This window comes from Pseudomonas sp. LBUM1649 (assembly GCF_059716155.1).
The window spans coordinates 1,391,403-1,409,535 of record NZ_CP166807.1 but is presented as its reverse complement, the minus strand read 5'-3'; the positions used below and the strand labels follow the sequence as shown (position 1 = coordinate 1,409,535).

Genomic DNA, 18,133 nt, shown 5'->3' with positions numbered 1-18,133 from the left:
TAGTGCGCTTATCCGCAGAAAAAACCACTCTAAACTGAAGCCTCATTCAACCCATACGAGGATCGGCCAGCATGAAAATTCTTTTGATCGGCGCAAGCGGCACCATCGGTTCGGCCGTCGACAAGGAACTGTCCCAGCGCCACGAGATCATCCGCATTGGCCGCAGCAGCGGTGATTTCCAGGTGGATATCAGTGACAGCACGTCGATACGCCAGCTGTTCGAACAGACCGGCAAATTCGATGCACTGGTGTGCGCCGCCGGCAACGTGACCTTCGCGCCATTGGCCGAAATGTCCGAAGAGAGTTTTGCCCTCGGCCTCAAAGACAAACTGATGGGCCAGGTCAACCTGGTGTTGATTGGCCGCGAGTTCGCCAATGACGGTGCATCGTTCACGCTCACCACCGGCGTACTCAGCCATGACCCGATCCGCAGCGGCGCGTCGGCAGCGCTGGTCAACGGTGCGCTGGACAGTTTTGTCCGCGCTGCCGCCATCGAGCTGCCACGCGGCCTGCGAGTGAACTCGATCAGCCCGACCGTCCTCGTCGAAGCCATGGGTAGCTATGCCCCCTATTTCCGTGGCTACAAGCCGGTTCCTGCTGAGGATGTGGCATTGGCCTACGCCAAAAGCGTCGAAGGCTTGCAGACAGGTCAGACCTTTCATGTCGGCTAAACCGACACAAAACCGGTAGGAGCAAAGCTTGCTCGCGATGGCGTCCTTGAAATCGCCATCGCGAGCAAGCTTTGCTCCTACGGGGTAATTAACAAGCATTGTCAGGGTTGTGATGAACGGTCAGTCTGAGTAACGTGGCGGCACTTGTCAGGAGACCCCAAGATGCGTGCTGCCCGTTCCTTAGTCCTCGTTGCCCTTCTTCCGTTGTTCGCCGCCTGTCAGTTGTTCGATGGCTCGCGTGAAAGCGCTTCCCACGTAGGCCAGACCCGCATGCAGGGCCAGATGAGCGCAGCCGACGGCAAGCTGTTGTTCCAGCCATGCGGCGAGCAGAAACGTTATGTGGTCAACGACACGGGCGGTACCAGCGTCCTGCAACAGGCCGCGAGCCTGGCCGATGCCCAGGGCAAACTGTTTGCCGATGTGCGCGGGCGGATCGTTTCCGGTTCCGGCGACGGGCAACTGGACCTCGAACAGCTGTACCGCGTCGAGCGTTCGAGCAATGCCTGTGCCGATCCCGACTTCAAAAAGCTGATCCTGCGCGCCGCCGGCCATGCCCCCGAGTGGAGCGTGAGAGTCACCAGCAAAGGCATGGTCCTCGAACGCGCAGGCCAGGCGCCATTGGCCGTGCCCTACGTCGAAGAGCAATTGGGCGAAGGCCGCTTCAACCTCAGCACCGAAGCCAATAACCAGCACATCGAACTGTGGGTCGCTCCACAACGCTGCATCGACAACAGTACGGGCAGCCTGCAGCACATGAGTGCCGAACTGCGCATCGATGGCAAGGTACAGCGCGGTTGCGGGTATTTCGGCGGATCGCGCGACGACTGATCGTTTAAGCCTCACGGGCCTGCGCCTTTGGGGCTTATAATCGCCGGTTTGAAACGCCCTGGCGCAGTTGTGCGCCCCGCGAACCGGACCATGCCATGTTACGAATCACCGAACTCAAGCTGCCGATCGACCATCCCGATGAGGACCTGCGCCCTGCCATCCTGCAGCGACTGGGCATCACCAGCGACGACTTGCTCGACTTCACCTTGTTCAAGCGCAGCTACGATGCGCGTAAAAAGTCCTCCGAACTGTGCTTCATCTACACCATCGACCTCGAAGTTCGCGATGAGGCGGCGGTGCTGCACAGGTTCGCCGATGACCGTAACGTCAATGTGGCACCGGATGTCAGCTACAAGGCAGTCGGCCAGGCACCGGCCGACCTGAGCGCGCGCCCGATCGTCGTCGGGTTCGGTCCCTGCGGGATTTTCGCCGGGCTGTTGCTGGCACAAATGGGCTTCAAGCCGATCATCCTCGAGCGCGGCACCGAAGTGCGCCAGCGCACCAAGGACACCTGGGGCCTGTGGCGTAAAAGCGTGCTCAACCCCGAGTCCAACGTGCAATTCGGTGAAGGCGGCGCCGGGACGTTCTCCGATGGCAAGCTCTACAGTCAGATCAAGGATCCGAAGTTCATCGGTCGCAAGGTCCTGCACGAATTCGTCAAGGCCGGTGCACCGGAAGAAATTCTCTACGTCAGCAAACCGCACATCGGCACGTTCCGCCTCACCGGCGTTGTGGAAAACATGCGTGAGCAGATTCGCGCCCTCGGCGGCGAAGTGCGCTTCCAGCAGCGGGTTACCGATGTGTTGATCGAGGACGGCCAACTGGTTGGCGTCGAACTCAACGGCGGCGAGCAGATCCACTCGAAACACGTGATCCTGGCCCTCGGCCACAGCGCCCGGGACACCTTCCGCATGCTGCACGGCCGCGGCGTGTTCATGGAAGCCAAGCCGTTCTCGGTAGGTTTCCGCATCGAGCACCCGCAGTCGCTGATCGACCGCGCGCGCCTGGGGAAGTACGCCGGCCACCCGAAACTCGGCGCCGCCGACTACAAACTGGTGCACCACGCCAAGAATGGCCGTTCCGTCTACAGCTTCTGCATGTGCCCGGGCGGCACGGTGGTGGCGGCCACGTCCGAGCCGAACCGTGTGGTCACCAATGGCATGAGCCAGTACTCGCGTAACGAGCGCAACGCCAACTCCGGGATCGTTGTCGGGATTACCCCGGAAGTCGATTACCCGGGCGGCCCGCTGGCCGGTATCGAGTTGCAGGAACGCCTGGAATCCCACGCCTTTGTGCTCGGTGGCAGCAACTACGAGGCACCGGCGCAACTGGTCGGCGATTTTATCGCCGGCAAGCCGTCCACCGAGTTGGGCAGCGTTGAACCGTCCTACAAGCCGGGCGTTGCCCTGGGTGACCTGGCGTTGGCCTTGCCCGCCTTCGCCATCGAAGCGATTCGCGAAGCCTTGCCGGCATTCGAGAAACAGATTCGCGGTTACTCGCTGCACGATGCCGTGTTGACCGGGATCGAGACCCGCACTTCGTCACCGCTGCGCATCACCCGCAACGAGTCGATGCAAAGCCTGAACGTCAAGGGCTTGTTCCCGGCCGGTGAAGGCGCGGGTTATGCGGGCGGGATTTTGTCGGCGGGTGTGGATGGCATTCGCATTGCGGAAGCGGTGGCGCGGGATATCCTGGGCCTGCAAACCTGATACGCGACACCTGAAACTACGCAAAACCTGTGGGAGCGAGCCTGCTCGCGAAGGCGGATTAACACTCAACAGAGATGTTGACTGATCTACCGCTTTCGCGAGCAGGCTCGCTCCCACAGTGATTTCTGCGCCTGATGAATTCAGATATTGGCGCGCAACACGCTCGCCGGCAGCGGCTCGCCGCGCTCGACCGTCGCTGCCACCGCATCGATCAACCCGCTCAACTCATACCCCTCGGCCTTGAGCCACGCCTGATCGTAATACGTCGTGGCATAGCGCTCGCCGCTGTCGCACAGAATCGCCACGATCGACCCCTCCTCCCCCGCTGCCGCCATCTGCTGCGCCGCCATCAAGGCGCCGATCAGGTTGGTCCCGCTCGATCCGCCGACGTGACGCCCCAGCCGTGCGGCCAGGTAATGCATGGCTGCCAGCGACAACGCGTCCGGTACCTTGACCATCGCATCGATGACCTTGGGCAGGAATGACGCTTCCACCCGGGGCCGACCAATGCCTTCGACCCGCGAACCGTGATCCAGGCGCAGACTGGCATCGCCGGTCTGGTAGTAATCGAAAAACACCGAGCGCTCGGCATCGGCACACAACACGCGGGTGGCGTATTGGCGATAACGCACGTAACGCCCCAGGGTCGCCGTCGTGCCCCCGGTACCGGGGCTGGACACCAGCCAGCTCGGCTCCGGGTGCGTTTCGAAGCGCATCTGCTGGAAGATCGATTCGGCGATGTTGTTGTTCGCCCGCCAGTCGGTCGCACGCTCGGCGTAGGTGAACTGGTCGATGAAGTGCCCATCGTGTTCGCGCGCCAGGCGTTCGGACTCGGCGTAAATCTGCGTAGGGTCCGCGACCAGATGCGTATGCCCGCCATAGAAAGCGATTTGCGCGATCTTCTCCCTCGACGTGGTAGCCGGCACTACGGCAATGAACGGCACCCCCAGCAAACGCGCGAAGTACGCCTCTGAAATCGCCGTCGACCCGCTGGACGCCTCGATCACCGGCGCACCGGGCTTGAGCCAGCCATTGCACAGCGCATACAGGAACAGCGACCGTGCCAGGCGATGTTTCAGGCTGCCGGTGGGATGGCTCGACTCATCCTTGAAGTACAACTCGATGCCCGCAAAACCTGGCAGAGACAAGGGGATCAGGTGAGTGTCGGCGCTGCGCTGGAAATCGGCTTCGATGATCCGGATGGCTTCGCGGGACCACTGTCGGTTGTCGCTCATGGTGGTTATCTCGATGGATCAGGCACTAGGCGGCCTTGTCACAAGCCTCAACCTGCAAGCTTAGGAAAAATCCTACATCCAGCACAGATACAGCTGAGTTCCAATACGTCCGGCAACTGCTAGGCTCAGGTCCTTGCCGCAGAATCGCGCTGTTACGACATATAACAAAAAAGAATATAACTTTTGTTTTAACAACTAACGGTACGGGTTAGGGTGTGCCACCTTTTGACTTTATCGATGGAGAGCGACTTTGCCTCTGCGTAGCACGTTCACGCGTTTCTTTCAGCTGGAAGCTGCCAGCGGTCTGTTATTGATCGCCGCGGCTGTCCTCGCGTTGATCATCAACAACTCCCCGCTGTCGTGGCTTTACAACGGCCTGCTGGAAACCCCCGTCGTCGCCCAGGTCGGCGCGCTGAAAATCGCCAAGCCGCTGCTGCTGTGGATCAACGACGGGCTGATGGCGATGTTCTTCCTGTTGATCGGGCTGGAGGTCAAGCGCGAGGTCCTCGACGGGCAACTGTCCAAGCCGTCGCAGATCGTCCTGCCCGGCGCGGCCGCCATTGGCGGCATGGTAGTGCCAGCGCTGATCTACTGGTTCCTCAACCGTGACAACCCACCGGCCCTGAACGGCTGGGCGATCCCGACTGCCACCGACATCGCTTTCGCGCTGGGTGTACTGGCGCTGTTGGGCAAGCGCGTGCCGGTGTCACTGAAGTTGTTCCTGATGACCCTGGCGATCATCGACGACCTCGGCGCCATCGTCATCATCGCGATTTTCTATTCCGGCGCGCTGTCGACCCTGTCCCTGGCACTGGCCGCAGCCTGCATCGCGGCGCTGATCGGGATGAACCGGCTCGGCGTGGTGAAGCTCGGACCGTACATGATCATTGGCCTGATCCTCTGGGTCTGCGTGCTCAAGAGCGGTGTGCATGCCACGCTGGCGGGTGTGACCCTGGCTTTCTGCATCCCGTTGCGCACGAAAAACGCCGAACCGTCGCCCCTGCTGTCACTGGAACACGCGCTGCACCCCTGGGTGGCCTACGGCATCCTGCCGCTGTTCGCCTTCGCCAACGCCGGCCTGTCCCTGAGTGGCGTGACCGCCGAGAGCTTCACCCATGACGTGCCAATGGGCATCGCGATCGGCCTGCTGCTGGGCAAGACCGTCGGCGTGTACGGCCTGACCTGGCTGGCGGTGAAAACCGGCATCGCCGCCCTGCCCCAGGGTGCCAATTGGGGCCAGGTGTTGGGTGTGGCGATTCTCTGCGGCATCGGCTTCACCATGAGCCTGTTCGTCGGTTCGCTGGCCTTTGAGCCGGGCGTGAGTGACTACGCGGGGATGGATCGGATGGGGATTCTGACCGGATCAATACTGGCGGCATTGATTGGCTATGCCGTGACGGCGGCGGCGAGTCGCAAGTCTGTGCTGCAGGCTGCGTAGCCCCGAACGGCGCAACAACTTCCATTGCCGGAAACTTTGTAGGAGCGAGCATGCTCGCGAAAAACGCAAGAACGACACGGGCCATCTGACGCCCCGCGTCATCGTTGACGTCCATCGCGAGCAAGCTCGCTCCTACAATGGCCAGCTTTCGCACAACGCTATCGGATTCTTCCTACGATCTTTAAGGATGCTGCCTGCATAAATCTCCAAGCCTTTCTCGATAACTTTGCGATTCATGACTCGTGCCTTTTGCCTTGTGCAAGCAGGGTCATATTCAGTAATTTTGGAGAGGGTTATGGTGCTTCGTCAGGAACTAATGCCCCCGCATCTTTGCGAAACCAAGGTTGCTCGCCTTGCAGACCTGGCTGCCGAAATTGATGGCGCAGATCAGGATCGAACCAGGAATCAGTTGGCTGAATTCAATCGAGAGGCCAGGACCCATCTGACCTTTCTCGACTTTCAAGGCATTTACGGAGCCCTGGATCATGACACATGGGTTCGCCAGATCCTGGCTGGTCCTTATGAACGACGTCTGAAGGATATCTCCCAATCTGAACTGATCGAAATGGCTCGAAGAGTCATGGATGCCGATAGCCCGGAACACGCCACCGACTTCTGGCTGGAAATGCTGGCGCTCAATATTCCAGATGCTCGCATTTCCGATCTTTTTTTCTGGCCAGGCGAATATTTTGGCGATGGGGACAACTCTCGAGAATTGACACCGGAACAGATAATTGAAACTGCCCTGAAGAATAGCGATTTGAGAGCTTGATGCTGGAAACCGGCCCTAAAAAAACCCCGATCCAGTCACCTGGCCGGGGTTTTCTTTTACCCGTACTCCCGCTTAGTGCGAAACGCGGCTGGTGCCATCAACCGTGGCAATGCGCACGCGCTCGCCGACACGGAACACTTCGTTCTCCTGAACCTGTTGCACGTAGGCGCGCATGCTGCCGTCGTCTTCGCGCACGGTGATTTCCACGCCCTGGGTGCGGGTCAGGCCTTCTTCGGTAGCCGAGCCCAGCAGTCCGCCGGCAACTGCACCGATGACCGCTGCGACGATACTGCCGCGGCCGCCGCCGATGGCACTACCGCCGACACCGCCGACTACTGCACCCGCAGCACCGCCAATCGGCGTTTTGGTACCTTCGATTTTCACCGGTCGCAGGGCTTCGATGGTACCCATGCGAATCGTCTGCACGCGACGCGCTTCGTCACGGGAATAGGAGTCACCGGTCAAGCTCGATTGGCAGCCAGTGAGCAACATCGCCATGGTGGAAAAGCAAGCAACCAGCAGAACAGACTTACGCATAGCATCAACTCCAAAGGACATGTAACCATTAAACTCCGCAGCTTGGCGACTGTCACGGCCTTGCCCGGATAAAATTGCTTCGATTCAGGCTTCGTACAGGCCCGTTCACGAACTCACCACCCAGAAGCGGCCTGTTCGCAAAACTGCGCAACTGACCAGGGATCTGCATGGATTACTTTATCATTGTCGTCACTACCGCCGCTGGACTGTACTTCCATGGATGGCTGTACGTACGGATCAGACGCTGGATGGACCGGGACCTGGCGTTGGCGCTGGCCGGCAAGGACGAGCAGAAAAAAGCGTTCATGCTCGAACAGTTGGCGAGCGCTCAGGCGCAGAAAATCAAGCGACGAGACCTGCCACAGTGGCTTGAGGCCGCAGCGGCAGGGTATCCCGAGCGGTAGACTGCTTAAGGCGCCAGGCGTTCAAGAATCCAGCTGGCGCCCTGCAGGCGATAGTTGAGCCGGTCGTGCAGACGGCTTGGACGGCCCTGCCAGAACTCGATGCGCTCTGGCAGCAGGCGATAACCGCCCCAATGTTCAGGGCAGTGAGGTTGGGCATCGCTGAAACGTTGCTCGGTATCCTTGAGCAGCGACTCCAGTTCACTGCGATCGGCTATTACCCGGCTCTGCGGCGAAGCCCAGGCACCGAGGCGGCTGCCCAGTGGGCGCACCTGATAGTACGCGTCGGACTCCTCGGCAGTAACCTTCACCACCCGACCTTCAATCCGTACCTGACGCTCCAGTGTCGGCCAGAAAAACGTCATGGCCGCGAATGGATTCGCCACCAGCTGCTGGCCTTTGGCGCTGTCGTAGTTGGTGAAGAAGGTGAAGCCCTGCGCATCCAGGCCCTTGAGCAGCAGAATGCGGCAATGCGGCCGACCGTCCTGGTCGACAGTGGCCAAGGTCATGGCATTGGCCTCCACCGGTGCCTGTTCGGTTTTCACCGCGTCGGCAAACCATTGGTGGAACAGCGCAAACGGCTCCGCCGGGGCTTGCGCCTCGGTCAGGCCATCACGGGTGTAATCGCGGCGCATATCAGCCAGGGCCTTGGTCATGGCGCATTCCTTTTGGTTAACGAATCACTTCTTTGTGGTATCGGTGGTGACCTTCGTCGCGTCGGCAGCCGCTTTGGCCGGTGCAGTCTTTTTCGCTGGCGTCGCGGTTTTAGCCGGTGCCTTCTTGGCTGGAGCTTTGGCGGCTTTCTTGGCCGGCGCTTTTTTCGCGACCGATGCAGCCGCTTTCTTCGCGTCGCTTGGTGCTGGAGTCACAGGCTTGGCAACCGGTTTGATGTCCTGGGCCGCGACCGCGCGCACAGGTGCCGGGGCCGGCATGTTGTACTTGCTAAGCAAGGCGACCATGGTGTTTTGCGGTGTTACCAACAGCTCCACCCGACGGTTCAAGGCACGGCCTTCAACGCTGTCGTTGGCGGCACGCGGGGCTTCGCCGCCCATGCCGCGCAGCATCAGGCGATCACGCTGCAGACCGCTGAGACGGAAGATCGCAGCCACCGATTGCGCACGCTCCTGGCTCAACTTGACGTTGGCCGGCGCTGCGCCCGAAGTATCACTGTGGCCGAGTACCAGCACGGCAGTCTTCGGGTCGGCTTCAAGGATTTTCGCGACGCGAGTGAACGGGCCGAGCGTCACCGGCAGCAGCATGGCCGGGCGGTCCGGGTTGAACGAGCCATCTACCGGCGCGATCACCACCAATACGTTTTCACGGCGTTCGAGTTGCAGGTTGCTATCTTTGATCGCTGCGCGCAGACGCGGTTCGTAGTCGTCGAGCCAGGCTTGGGTGACTTTCGGATCCGGCATCGGCACGGCTTTGGCAGTGCTCTGCTCTTTGCCGCCGAACGGCCACCACCACTTGCCACCCGCATCGGCCTCAGCCTTGGCCTTGGCCACTTCGACCGGTTTGGCCTCAGGCTTTACCTCTGGTTTTTTATCGCGCACTTCCTCGGAGCCGAACGGCCAGTACCAAGGGCTGGAACTTTCAGTCTTGGCAACCGGCGCGACAACCGGTTTTACCGGTGCCGGGGCTGGAACCGGTTCCTTGGCGGCGACTTTGTCGGAAGACCCGAACGGCCACCAACTGCCGCCGTCTGTATCATTTTTAGGAGTCTGTGCGCAACCGGTTATAGCGAAGCACAGTGCCAAGGCGAGGGTGGGTTTGGTTGACATTGGATATCCACAAAAATGAAGTAATAAAAAATCTGGCCGGATCGGCCCGCATAAACAGACGCTTGGAAACTGAAAAGGCTGTCGGGTTCCAGCTCCGGAACCCTTGAGCGTGATTTACAGACAAGTGGCCAGTACCCGCACAAGCTTTTGTGCGCGCGGATCCATCAAGACGTACGGCCCCAGGGTATTTGTCACAAATCCGAACGCCACATCATGCTCGGGGTCAGCGAAACCAACGGAACCGCCAGCGCCGGGATGCCCGAACGCTCGCGCGCCCAGACCGAAGGTCGCATTGGGCACATCCGGTTGATCGAGCATGCAGCCCAGGCCGAAGCGGGTTCGAGTCAACAGCGTCTTGTCCTCGCCAAGGCTGTGTTCGCGGGTCAGTTCGTCGAGCAACTCGCCTTCCAGCAGGCTGCCATCGAGCAACCCTGCGTAAAACCCGGCCAGGCTACGGGCATTGCCGTGGCCATTGGCCGCCGGCTGCTGCATGCGCCGCCATTCCGGCTTGTTGGTGCTGGTCAGCACCGAGGGTGGATTGGTGAAAGCGCGGGTGGTCATGGCCGTTGGCTCACGCATGGTCACTTGCAGCAGACGCTGGGCCGCCGCATCGCCGACATTGCCCTTGCCGCGGGCAATGTGCGCCACGCGATGGAACTCTTCATCAGCCAGGCCGACGTGAAAATCCAGGCCCAAAGGCTTGGCAACCCGCGCCACGATGGATTCACCGGGTCCACGGCCGTCAGCACGGCACAGCAACTCGCCGACCAGCCAGCCATAAGTGATTGCCGCATAACCGTGGCCTTCACCTGGCGTCCACCACGGTGTTTCGGCGGCCAGGGCCTCGACCATGGTTTGCCAGTCGTAAAGCGCTTCGGGAGCCAGCAACTCGCGCAACGCCGGCAGCCCGGCCTGATGGCAAAGCAGCTGGCGCAGGGTGACCGATTCTTTGCCAGCGGCGGCGAATTCAGGCCAGTAGCGGGCCACCGGGGCATCCAGTTGCAACTTGCCTTCGGCCACCAGTTGCAGGGCGGTGACGGCGGTAAAGGTCTTGGTGCAAGAGAACAGGTTGGCGATGGTGTCGCTGTGCCAGGCTTCGGCCCCGTCCTTGTCGGCGGTGCCGGACCACAGGTCGAGGACGGTTTCGCCGCCGATCTGGATGCACAACGCGGCGCCACGCTCCTGAGGATCGTCGAACAGCGCCGCGAACGCTTCACGCACTGCCTCGAACTTAAGCTCGTAATGACCCTGAATCTGCACCCGCTCCTCCCGGAAACGTTCTGTAAAGTGGCCAGCATTGTTCCAGCCCTTGGGGGTTTTGGGAACAGGGGCGGGCTGGGCGGTCAATCACTCGTGGAAGTGATCTGAAATTTTGGATGTCTGTTCAGACGCCTTCGCGAGCAGGCTCGCTCCCACAGGGATCGGACTCAATGTCCTTCGCCGGAATGCCCACCCGCGCCCTTCCCCATGCCTTTGCCGGCCTCGGCCTTTCGCCCGCCCTCGGCGTCGTGGCTCGCTTTGTCGACCTCGGCTGCGGCCTTCTCGGCCTCTTTCCCCAACTGATCGAGCGCCCCCAGATTGCTCTTGCGCACGCTGTCGACAAAGCCCTGGAACGGCAGATCGGTAATCCCCACCAGACCAAAGTGACCATTTTCGCCATCCAGCAGGCGCCCGGTCACGGGTTGGTCGAGGTATTGGAACCAGTGCACCCCGACAATCGAAGGTTCGCCCAGCGCCTGTTTCAGGAAGTTCACGTAGGCCGGGCCACGGTCTTCTTCCTTCGCCAGTTGGGTCACGCCGCCCCAGAAGGGGCCGCGATCGGTCGAGCCGAAGTTGAATTCGGTGATCAGCACCGGTTTGTCGAGGCTGCGCAGTTTGGCGAAGTCGTAACCGTCCTGCGGTTGCAAGGTGTACATGTTGAAGCTCAGGACGTCGCAATACTGCGCACAGGACTCAACGGCTTCGGGGGTGCTGATGGCAAACCGGCCACCGAGCAACAGCTGGTTCGGCGCGTGCCACTTGAGCGAGTCGGAAATAGTCTTGAAGTAAGTGTCGGCGAAGACCTTCTGGAAATATTTGAAGTCAGCCTCGATTTCCGGGTGTTCGGCGCTCGGCAGAGGCGGCACGAAGCCCGGGTCTTCCATCAGCTCCCAGGCTGGCAGATCGATTCCCCAGGCTTTCGACAAGCCCGCCTGGTTGCGGTATTTGTCGCGCAATTGCTTGAGGAACGCGCGCTTGGCCGGCACGTCGGTGGTCATTTTCAAGGTGCCGTACGCGAGCGCGTAACGGGCTTTCGGGTCATCGCCGGGACCGGCCCAGGCCAGTTCGTTGTCGGCGAAGTAGCCGATCAGCCATGGATCGTCGCGGTGGTCGCGGGCGGCGATAGCCACCGCGCGTTCGGTCGCCATGGCGAAACGCGGGTCGAACGGGTCGGGCATCCCGCCCCACCAGTCGCTGCCGGTGCTGATGCTGGCGTAATCGCCGACGATCGACAGCGGCAAGGTGTATGGCATGCGTTCAGCGTCACCCAGTGTCGGTGCGCTCCAGTTGCCGAGGGTGTTGAAGCCCCAGGCTTGCAGGCGATCGAGGGTATGGCGGGTCCAGCGTTGCTCATCAAACGTCGTTTTGCACGGCTCGGCAGGTGTTGGCTCGGCAGGTTTTGGCTCAGCCGCGCTCGCCACTGTCGCATCGACGACGCCGGACTTGGCGGCTTCAGCAACGCCAGCCTTGGTGTCGCTGCCCAGCGCACAAGGGTCGCCATAAAGGCGCTGCAGATTGGCACCGTAAAAGTCATACCACTGCCCAAAATTGAAGCCCCGGCCCTGATCGACACCATTACCACCGCGGTTGTCGCCTTCACCGAAGTGATTGGCCAGCGGTTCGTCAGCCTTGGGCAGGGATTCGAACATCCATTCACGACCGGCGATATAGGTCTGGTTGACGTCCGCCGTAACGGTATTGACCCCCAGCGAGTAGAACGGATGCCCTTGCGGCGTCACCAGGTACCAGCGGCCGTCGCGTTTCTCACTGCGGAAAAAGCCGCTGGCCTTGAACGTCGGCCCGTTGGTCCACCCGCCGAACTTGTCCAGGGAGGACTTTTCGCGCTCACTCAGCCAGGTTTTCAGCTGCTGTTGTTCCTTGGCGGCGGCGCTTTTCAGTTGTTCGTCGCTGCTGACCTTTTCTGGCCATTTGGCCCGGGTCGATTGACCATAAGCGTCCACCAGCCCGCCATAGACGGTTTGGGTCACCCCTTCGCCGTCCTGCACACCAAAGCGCTCAAGCAGAATGCTCTGGGCGACTTTCGGTTGATCCATGGACAAGCTGACCGACACCACCTGGCTACGGTTCAGCTCACCGGCACTGCTGGCCAGCAAAACGCGCTGACCGTCGATCGTCATCGGCATTGGCGGACCCGCCTTCATGCCTTGGCTCAGCGACGAAGTCGGCTGCAATGGCACCAACAGGGTCTGCGCCGGGCCGGCGGGAAGATCGACGCGACTGACCAATGTCTTGCCGTCGTTGCTCTGGATCGTCACGTACAAGGTCACGGCCCAGTTCATCGCGCTCTGGATCCGCAGGCTCATGACCCCCGACTGCGACCAGTCCCACGCCCCGGTCTGCGGGGACAGGCGCAGGGTTGGCCGGGTAACCGGGTTGAACGTCACCCGGCGCAGCACTTCGCCTTCGGGCGTCTGTTCGGCGTTGGACTGCGGCAGGCTGGCGTCCTGGGTCGCCACCTGGACCACGTCGGCGGGGCGCACAAAGTTGAACAGCGTCTGTTGGCCTGCGGGTGCGGCCAGCAAGGGCGTTGCGAACAACAGAGCAAGAACGGCAGGTAGCGAACTGCGAATCATGAGAACGGAATTCTCCCTAACGACCCGGATGGGCCAATGGAAAAGCGATGGTAGAGAGATAGACAACGCGGTGGGCAAAACTGCCCACCGGTTTATCAGGAAATTTCACGACGGAAGGGAGGCAACGCATTGAGGATCGCCTTGCCATAGCGCTGGGTGACCAGGCGCCGATCGAGCAAGGTGATGGTGCCGCGGTCCTCTTCGGTGCGCAGCAGGCGACCGCAGGCCTGGACCAGTTTCAGCGAGGCATCCGGAACCGAAATTTCCATGAATGGATTGCCACCACGGGCCTCGATCCATTCGGCCAATGCCGCTTCGACCGGGTCATCAGGTACCGAGAACGGAATCTTGGCGATCACCACGTGCTCGCAGTACGCGCCGGGCAAGTCGACCCCTTCGGCAAAACTCGCCAGGCCGAACAGCACGCTGGAATCACCGCCATCGACCCGCGCCTTGTGTTTGTTCAGGGTTTCCTGTTTCGACAGGTTGCCTTGAATGAACACTTGCTTGCGCCAGTCACGGTCCAGGCCGTCGAACACGTCCTGCATCTGCTTGCGCGAGGAAAACAGCACCAGCGTGCCCCTTGAGCCTTCGACCAGCTCCGGCAGATCGCGGATGATCGCGGCGGTATGGGCCGCCGCATCCCGCGGATCAGCGTTCAGGTTCGGCACCCGCAACACACCGGCGTCGGCGTGATGGAAAGGGCTCGGCACCACGGCGGTCACGGCTTTTTTCGGCAGGCCGGCGCGCATGCGGAAGCGGTCGAAGGTACCCAGGGCCGTCAATGTTGCCGAAGTCACCAGCGCGCCATAGGCCACGTTCCACAGGTTGCGCCGGAGCATTTCCGCCGCCAGGATGGGACTGGCGTTGACCTCGATATCGAACAGCGAGCCACTTTCCGCCAGGGTCAGCCAGCGCGCCATGGGCGGGTTGTCTTCCGGGTCTTCAGCGGTGAAAGCGACCCACAATTCCCAGTTGCCGGAAGAACGCGACAACAGGCTGCCGAACAGCGGATACCACTCTTCGGCCTGGTTACTGGCGATCCCGATATTGACCTCGCCGTCCATGCCTTCCTTGAGCAATTCAGTGAGACGGGTAAACAGGTCAGTCAGGCGCGCAAAGGCTTTCTTCAGTTCGATGCCCATTTCGCGCATGTGCTCGGGAATCACCCCTCCGACAAATCGGTGACGCGGCCGCTCGCGGCCCTCGACGTCTTCGCCGGGTTTGAAATCGGCGGCCTGCTCGCAGGCAGTGAACATGAACTGCTGCTGGGTCTTGATCTCCCGCGCCAGCTCCGGCACCTGTTCGATCAGCTTGCCCAGATCGCCAGGCAGCGGGTGTTGGGCCAGCAGTTTGGTGAGGTTCTTGGCGGTGGTTTCCAGCCAGTCGGCGGTGGAGCGCAGGCGCGTGTAATGGGCGAAGTGACCGATGGCCTTGTCCGGCAGGTGATGGCCTTCGTCGAACACGTAGATCGTGTCGCGCGGATCGGGCAGCACGGCACCGCCACCCAGTGCCAGGTCGGCCAGGACCATGTCGTGGTTGGTAACGATCACATCGACCTTGCCCATGCCTTCGCGGGCCTTGTAGAAGGCGCACTGGCCGAAGTTCGGGCAATGGCGGTTGGTGCACTGGCTGTGATCGGTGGTCAGGCGCGCCCAGTCGGCGTCCTCCAGGGCGGTGGACCAGCTGTCGCGGTCACCGTCCCACTTATTGCCGGCGAGTTTCTCGATCATGCTGGTAAACAGCTTCTGACTGGCCTCGTCGACCTCGATCTTGAAGCCTTCTTCTTCGAACAACTGCGCGGTGGCGGTTTGTGCGTGACCTTCCTGGAGCAACATGTCGAGCTTGGACAAGCACATGTAGCGCCCACGCCCTTTGGCCAGCGCGAAGCTGAAATTCAGCCCGCTGTTGCGCATCAGGTCGGGCAGATCCTTGTAGACGATCTGCTCTTGCAAGGCGACGGTGGCTGTGGCGATCACCAGGCGTTTGCCAGCCGCCTTGGCCGTGGGGATGGCCGCCAGGCTGTAGGCCACGGTCTTGCCGGTACCGGTGCCGGCTTCCACCGCGACAATCGCGGGGTCGCCACTGCGCCGGCCTTCGTCGTCGGTGTCGATGTCACCGAGGACCTTGGCGATTTCGGCGATCATCAGGCGTTGGCCGTAGCGCGGCTTGAGGCTCTTGGCTTCAAGAAAACGCGAATAGGCGCCCTGGATCGTGGTTTTGAGTTCGGTGCTGATCATGGATTGTCGGGCGCAAAAAACGCTGGATAAATTTTCAGTGGTTCGGTTCGGTCGCTATCATACCCCGCTAATTAATCCCGCGCAGAACGGAGTATCCCCATGACCGCTTTTAGCCTCGTTTATAGCCTGCATGTCCTCGCCGCACTGGTGTGGGTCGGCGGCATGTTTTTCGCCTGGATGGTCTTGCGCCCCGCGGCTTTGAAGGCACTGGAAGGCCCTGCCCGGCTGAAGCTCTGGCTAGAAGTGTTTCAGGGTTTTTTTCGTTGGGTCTGGGTCGCGGTGGTGCTGTTGCCGATCAGCGGTGTCGGCATGATTCATTTGCAATACACCGGTTTTGAAACCGCGCCGCGCTACGTGCAAGTGATGATGGGGTTGTACGTGGTGATGACCGCGTTGTTTATCCGGATCCAGGCGTTGATGTTGCCGGAGTTGCGCACCGCGGTGACGGCTCAGGATTGGCCGGCGGGGGCTGCGGTGCTGGGGAGGATTCGCCGGTTGGTGGGGATCAATTTGATTGTTGGCCTGGTGTTGGTGGCGATTGCGGCGGTTCGGCCGGTTTTGTGATCGTTCCTACGCTGATTGTGCTCGTTCCCACGCTCTGCGTGGGAATGCCTCTAGGGACGCTCTGCGTCCAGTGACGCGGAGCGTCACGGGCTGCATTCCCACGCGGAGCGTGGGAACGATCAGTCAGGGGGGGTTATAACCGCTGAACAGTCACCGAACCCGCAACCCCCGCAGTCCCCGGTTGCCCGTCAACGCCAGGCTTGCCGCTCTTGCCGCCATCGGCTTTGTAGACAAGGCATCCCTTGGCTTTACCGCCTGCCCCTGGCTTGCCACCAGGCCCGGCCACGCCACCGGCACCGCCAGCCACTTGAACCTTGATCTGTTCTGCCGGGTAATCGCGCGGCACTGCCAGCCTGACCGCCGCGCCAGGCGCACCTGCCTGGCCATCACTGCCATCGCTGCCATCGGCACCGCGACCCGCCTGGCCCCAGGTGCAACCCGGTGCCTGGCCGTTGGCCCCGTCGAGGCCGACAAATCCCGGTGCACCCGCGCCACCGCGAGCATCCACCAGTAGTTGCGGCGCCTTCAGTGCCTTGATCTGCAAGTTCAGATTGCGCCCGGAGCGGGCAGCCTTCTGGTAAGTCCCCGGTGCGCCGCGCGCGGTGATCTGGCTGCCCTCGGACAACTCGGCGCGATTGACCTTCAGCTCCAGTGCCTGTTCGCCGGGGACAATGGTTATTCGCGCATCGCGGCCCAGGTGCAGTTCACCGACGGTGACTTCGGTCACGTTCGAGGGAATCAGCAAGGTGCCGTAGTCGGCGACTTCCAGGCGTTCCAGTTGCAAGGTGCTGGCGGTGTTGGGCAGGCGCATCAGCGAGTTGGTTTCGACATTTACCACCTGGGCGCAAGCCAATGGGCTGATGAGGGCGGCGAGCAGACAGAGTTTACGCATGGGAAGCCTTAGGTGCGGTGGGAGCCGGGATGGTTTGCAGGTGGAAAACGCCGAAAATGAGGACTTTCAAGCGATCGAACCAAGGGTGGGCTCGGCCCCTGAGACTGCGGTAGCAGAACACCGCCTCCAGCAGATGAAGGCCCGCCAGCAGGCAGCCGGCCAGGTTGACCAGCAGGTGCAGCGGATAGGTGAACGGCATCAGCAGATTGACCAGCACTACTAGCCAGAACACCAGGGTCAACAGTTTCCCCAGCCCCCATATCACCTTCATACGCGCCCCGATCAGAATTATTGTTTGCACGCACAGTAACGGCTTCCACGCGGGATAAGCCAGAGGGCAACCGGAAATTCTTCATAAAGTTCGGCAAATGTCCGACGGAACGACGTAAATCATCGCCCGACGGCTCTAGTGCGCGGCTCAGCGATTGATGTGCAATTCCACGCGGCGGTTTTTCGCGCGACCTTCTTCGGTTTCATTATCGGCAACCGGCTCGCTTTCACCCCTGCCTTCGCTGGTGACTTTATTCGGCGTAACGCCCTGGCTCAGCAAATATCCGGCGACGCTGCTTGCACGTCTTTGCGACAGTTCGTGGTTGTAGTCATCCGATCCGACGCTATCGGTGTGACCGATCACCTTGATGCTCACGACGCTGGCGTCCTGCAGTTTGCCCATGACCGAATCCAGCTTGCTTTGCATGCTGGGGGTCAAGTCAGAGCTATTGAAGGCAAACAGCACATCATCGGCATCACTCAGGGTAATGACTTCGGCTTGCACAGGTTCAGCTTTCACGCTGGCCGGGTATTGCGGCAGCGGGCAGCCATGATGTTCCACAGGCGTATTGGCGGGCGTGTCAGGGCAGCGATCGCGTCGGTCGAATACGCCATCGTCATCTTCGTCACCATCCTGGGCATAACAGATCAAACCACCGGACAAGATACCGAGCGCCGCTCCACCGGCCGCCCAACCGCTACTTCCAATAGCCCCCAGGCCTCCGCCGACCAGTCCGCCAATGACGCTGCAGATCGGCCAGGTACGTTGATTGAGGGGGGCGGTGCCATCGCTGTGAGTAGCGCAACCGGTCAACAGGCTGCCAAGCAGCAGAACCGGCAAGACGGTCCGTGTGAGATTGCTCATTTGTGAAAGCTCCTGTGTCACCGGCCGATGCCGGTTACACAGGAGTAAAGACCCGCATCCACGACTGCACAAGCCG

Annotated in this window: 17 protein-coding genes; 7 read left to right on the top strand and 10 right to left on the bottom strand. The window is 61.1% G+C overall.

Annotation, left to right across the window (positions count from 1 at the left end; genetic code table 11):
• Nucleotides 1-71: 71 nt before the first annotated feature.
• From ACA058_RS06395 to ACA058_RS06385, 3 genes are all read left to right on the top strand, one after another.
• Entirely contained in the window at nt 72-671 is a 600-nt protein-coding gene (locus tag ACA058_RS06395) for a short chain dehydrogenase (RefSeq protein WP_497638337.1), read from the top strand.
• Between the two features lie 162 nt (nt 672-833).
• A complete protein-coding gene (locus ACA058_RS06390; protein WP_497638336.1) occupies nt 834-1,499 on the top strand; it encodes a COG3650 family protein in 666 nt (221 codons plus the stop codon).
• 95 nt (nt 1,500-1,594) lie between these two features.
• On the top strand, nt 1,595-3,208 hold the full coding sequence (locus ACA058_RS06385) for an NAD(P)/FAD-dependent oxidoreductase (RefSeq protein ID WP_497638335.1): 1,614 nt from the start codon (nt 1,595-1,597) through the stop codon (nt 3,206-3,208).
• A gap of 140 nt (nt 3,209-3,348) precedes the next feature.
• On the opposite strand, the gene ACA058_RS06380 is transcribed toward ACA058_RS06385, so the two are convergent.
• Nucleotides 3,349-4,443 (bottom strand): PLP-dependent cysteine synthase family protein, encoded by a 1,095-nt coding sequence (locus tag ACA058_RS06380; RefSeq protein WP_497638334.1) that lies wholly within the window; start codon nt 4,441-4,443, stop codon nt 3,349-3,351.
• A 250-nt stretch (nt 4,444-4,693) separates the two neighbouring features.
• Between ACA058_RS06380 and nhaA the strand changes: the two genes are divergently transcribed.
• Both nhaA and ACA058_RS06370 read left to right on the top strand, forming a co-directional pair.
• Nucleotides 4,694-5,881 carry a Na+/H+ antiporter NhaA gene (gene nhaA, locus ACA058_RS06375; protein ID WP_497638333.1) on the top strand — a complete coding sequence of 396 codons (1,188 nt, stop codon included), beginning with the start codon at nt 4,694-4,696 and terminating at the stop codon, nt 5,879-5,881.
• Nucleotides 5,882-6,176: 295 nt separating this feature from the next.
• Nucleotides 6,177-6,653, top strand: coding sequence for a hypothetical protein (locus ACA058_RS06370; RefSeq protein WP_497638332.1), 477 nt, complete (start codon nt 6,177-6,179; stop codon nt 6,651-6,653).
• 72 nt (nt 6,654-6,725) lie between these two features.
• On the opposite strand, the gene ACA058_RS06365 is transcribed toward ACA058_RS06370, so the two are convergent.
• Nucleotides 6,726-7,190, bottom strand: a complete 465-nt coding sequence (locus tag ACA058_RS06365) for an outer membrane lipoprotein (RefSeq protein ID WP_497638331.1) — start codon at nt 7,188-7,190, stop codon at nt 6,726-6,728.
• A gap of 167 nt (nt 7,191-7,357) precedes the next feature.
• Between ACA058_RS06365 and ACA058_RS06360 the strand changes: the two genes are divergently transcribed.
• Nucleotides 7,358-7,594: a hypothetical protein gene (locus ACA058_RS06360; RefSeq protein WP_497638330.1), complete on the top strand. Its 237-nt coding sequence runs from the start codon at nt 7,358-7,360 to the stop codon at nt 7,592-7,594.
• A 5-nt stretch (nt 7,595-7,599) separates the two neighbouring features.
• Here ACA058_RS06360 and pdxH read toward each other — a convergent pair whose 3' ends face one another.
• The 5 genes from pdxH to dinG form a co-directional block, all read right to left on the bottom strand.
• On the bottom strand, nt 7,600-8,247 hold the full coding sequence (gene pdxH, locus ACA058_RS06355) for a pyridoxamine 5'-phosphate oxidase (RefSeq protein ID WP_497638329.1): 648 nt from the start codon (nt 8,245-8,247) through the stop codon (nt 7,600-7,602).
• A 24-nt stretch (nt 8,248-8,271) separates the two neighbouring features.
• Nucleotides 8,272-9,372, bottom strand: coding sequence for an OmpA family protein (locus tag ACA058_RS06350; protein ID WP_497638328.1), 1,101 nt, complete (start codon nt 9,370-9,372; stop codon nt 8,272-8,274).
• Nucleotides 9,373-9,486: 114 nt separating this feature from the next.
• Nucleotides 9,487-10,632 (bottom strand): serine hydrolase domain-containing protein, encoded by a 1,146-nt coding sequence (locus ACA058_RS06345; protein ID WP_497638327.1) that lies wholly within the window; start codon nt 10,630-10,632, stop codon nt 9,487-9,489.
• A 167-nt stretch (nt 10,633-10,799) separates the two neighbouring features.
• The gene (locus ACA058_RS06340; RefSeq protein WP_497638326.1) at nt 10,800-13,226 is read right to left on the bottom strand and encodes a beta-galactosidase; all 2,427 of its coding nucleotides are present in this window, start codon (nt 13,224-13,226) and stop codon (nt 10,800-10,802) included.
• 95 nt (nt 13,227-13,321) lie between these two features.
• A complete protein-coding gene (gene dinG / locus ACA058_RS06335) occupies nt 13,322-15,466 on the bottom strand; it encodes an ATP-dependent DNA helicase DinG (protein ID WP_497638325.1) in 2,145 nt (714 codons plus the stop codon).
• 99 nt (nt 15,467-15,565) lie between these two features.
• Between dinG and ACA058_RS06330 the strand changes: the two genes are divergently transcribed.
• A complete protein-coding gene (locus ACA058_RS06330; RefSeq protein ID WP_497638324.1) occupies nt 15,566-16,030 on the top strand; it encodes a CopD family protein in 465 nt (154 codons plus the stop codon).
• 133 nt (nt 16,031-16,163) lie between these two features.
• On the opposite strand, the gene ACA058_RS06325 is transcribed toward ACA058_RS06330, so the two are convergent.
• The 3 genes from ACA058_RS06325 to ACA058_RS06315 form a co-directional block, all read right to left on the bottom strand.
• Nucleotides 16,164-16,922, bottom strand: a complete 759-nt coding sequence (locus ACA058_RS06325; protein ID WP_497638323.1) for a collagen-like triple helix repeat-containing protein — start codon at nt 16,920-16,922, stop codon at nt 16,164-16,166.
• Nucleotides 16,915-17,193 carry a DUF1145 domain-containing protein gene (locus ACA058_RS06320; RefSeq protein WP_497638322.1) on the bottom strand — a complete coding sequence of 93 codons (279 nt, stop codon included), beginning with the start codon at nt 17,191-17,193 and terminating at the stop codon, nt 16,915-16,917. The genes ACA058_RS06325 and ACA058_RS06320 overlap by 8 nt, the downstream gene beginning before the upstream one ends.
• Before the next feature lie 147 nt (nt 17,194-17,340).
• Nucleotides 17,341-18,057 carry a PA1041 family peptidoglycan-binding anchor lipoprotein gene (locus tag ACA058_RS06315; protein ID WP_497638321.1) on the bottom strand — a complete coding sequence of 239 codons (717 nt, stop codon included), beginning with the start codon at nt 18,055-18,057 and terminating at the stop codon, nt 17,341-17,343.
• Nucleotides 18,058-18,133: the final 76 nt, after the last annotated feature.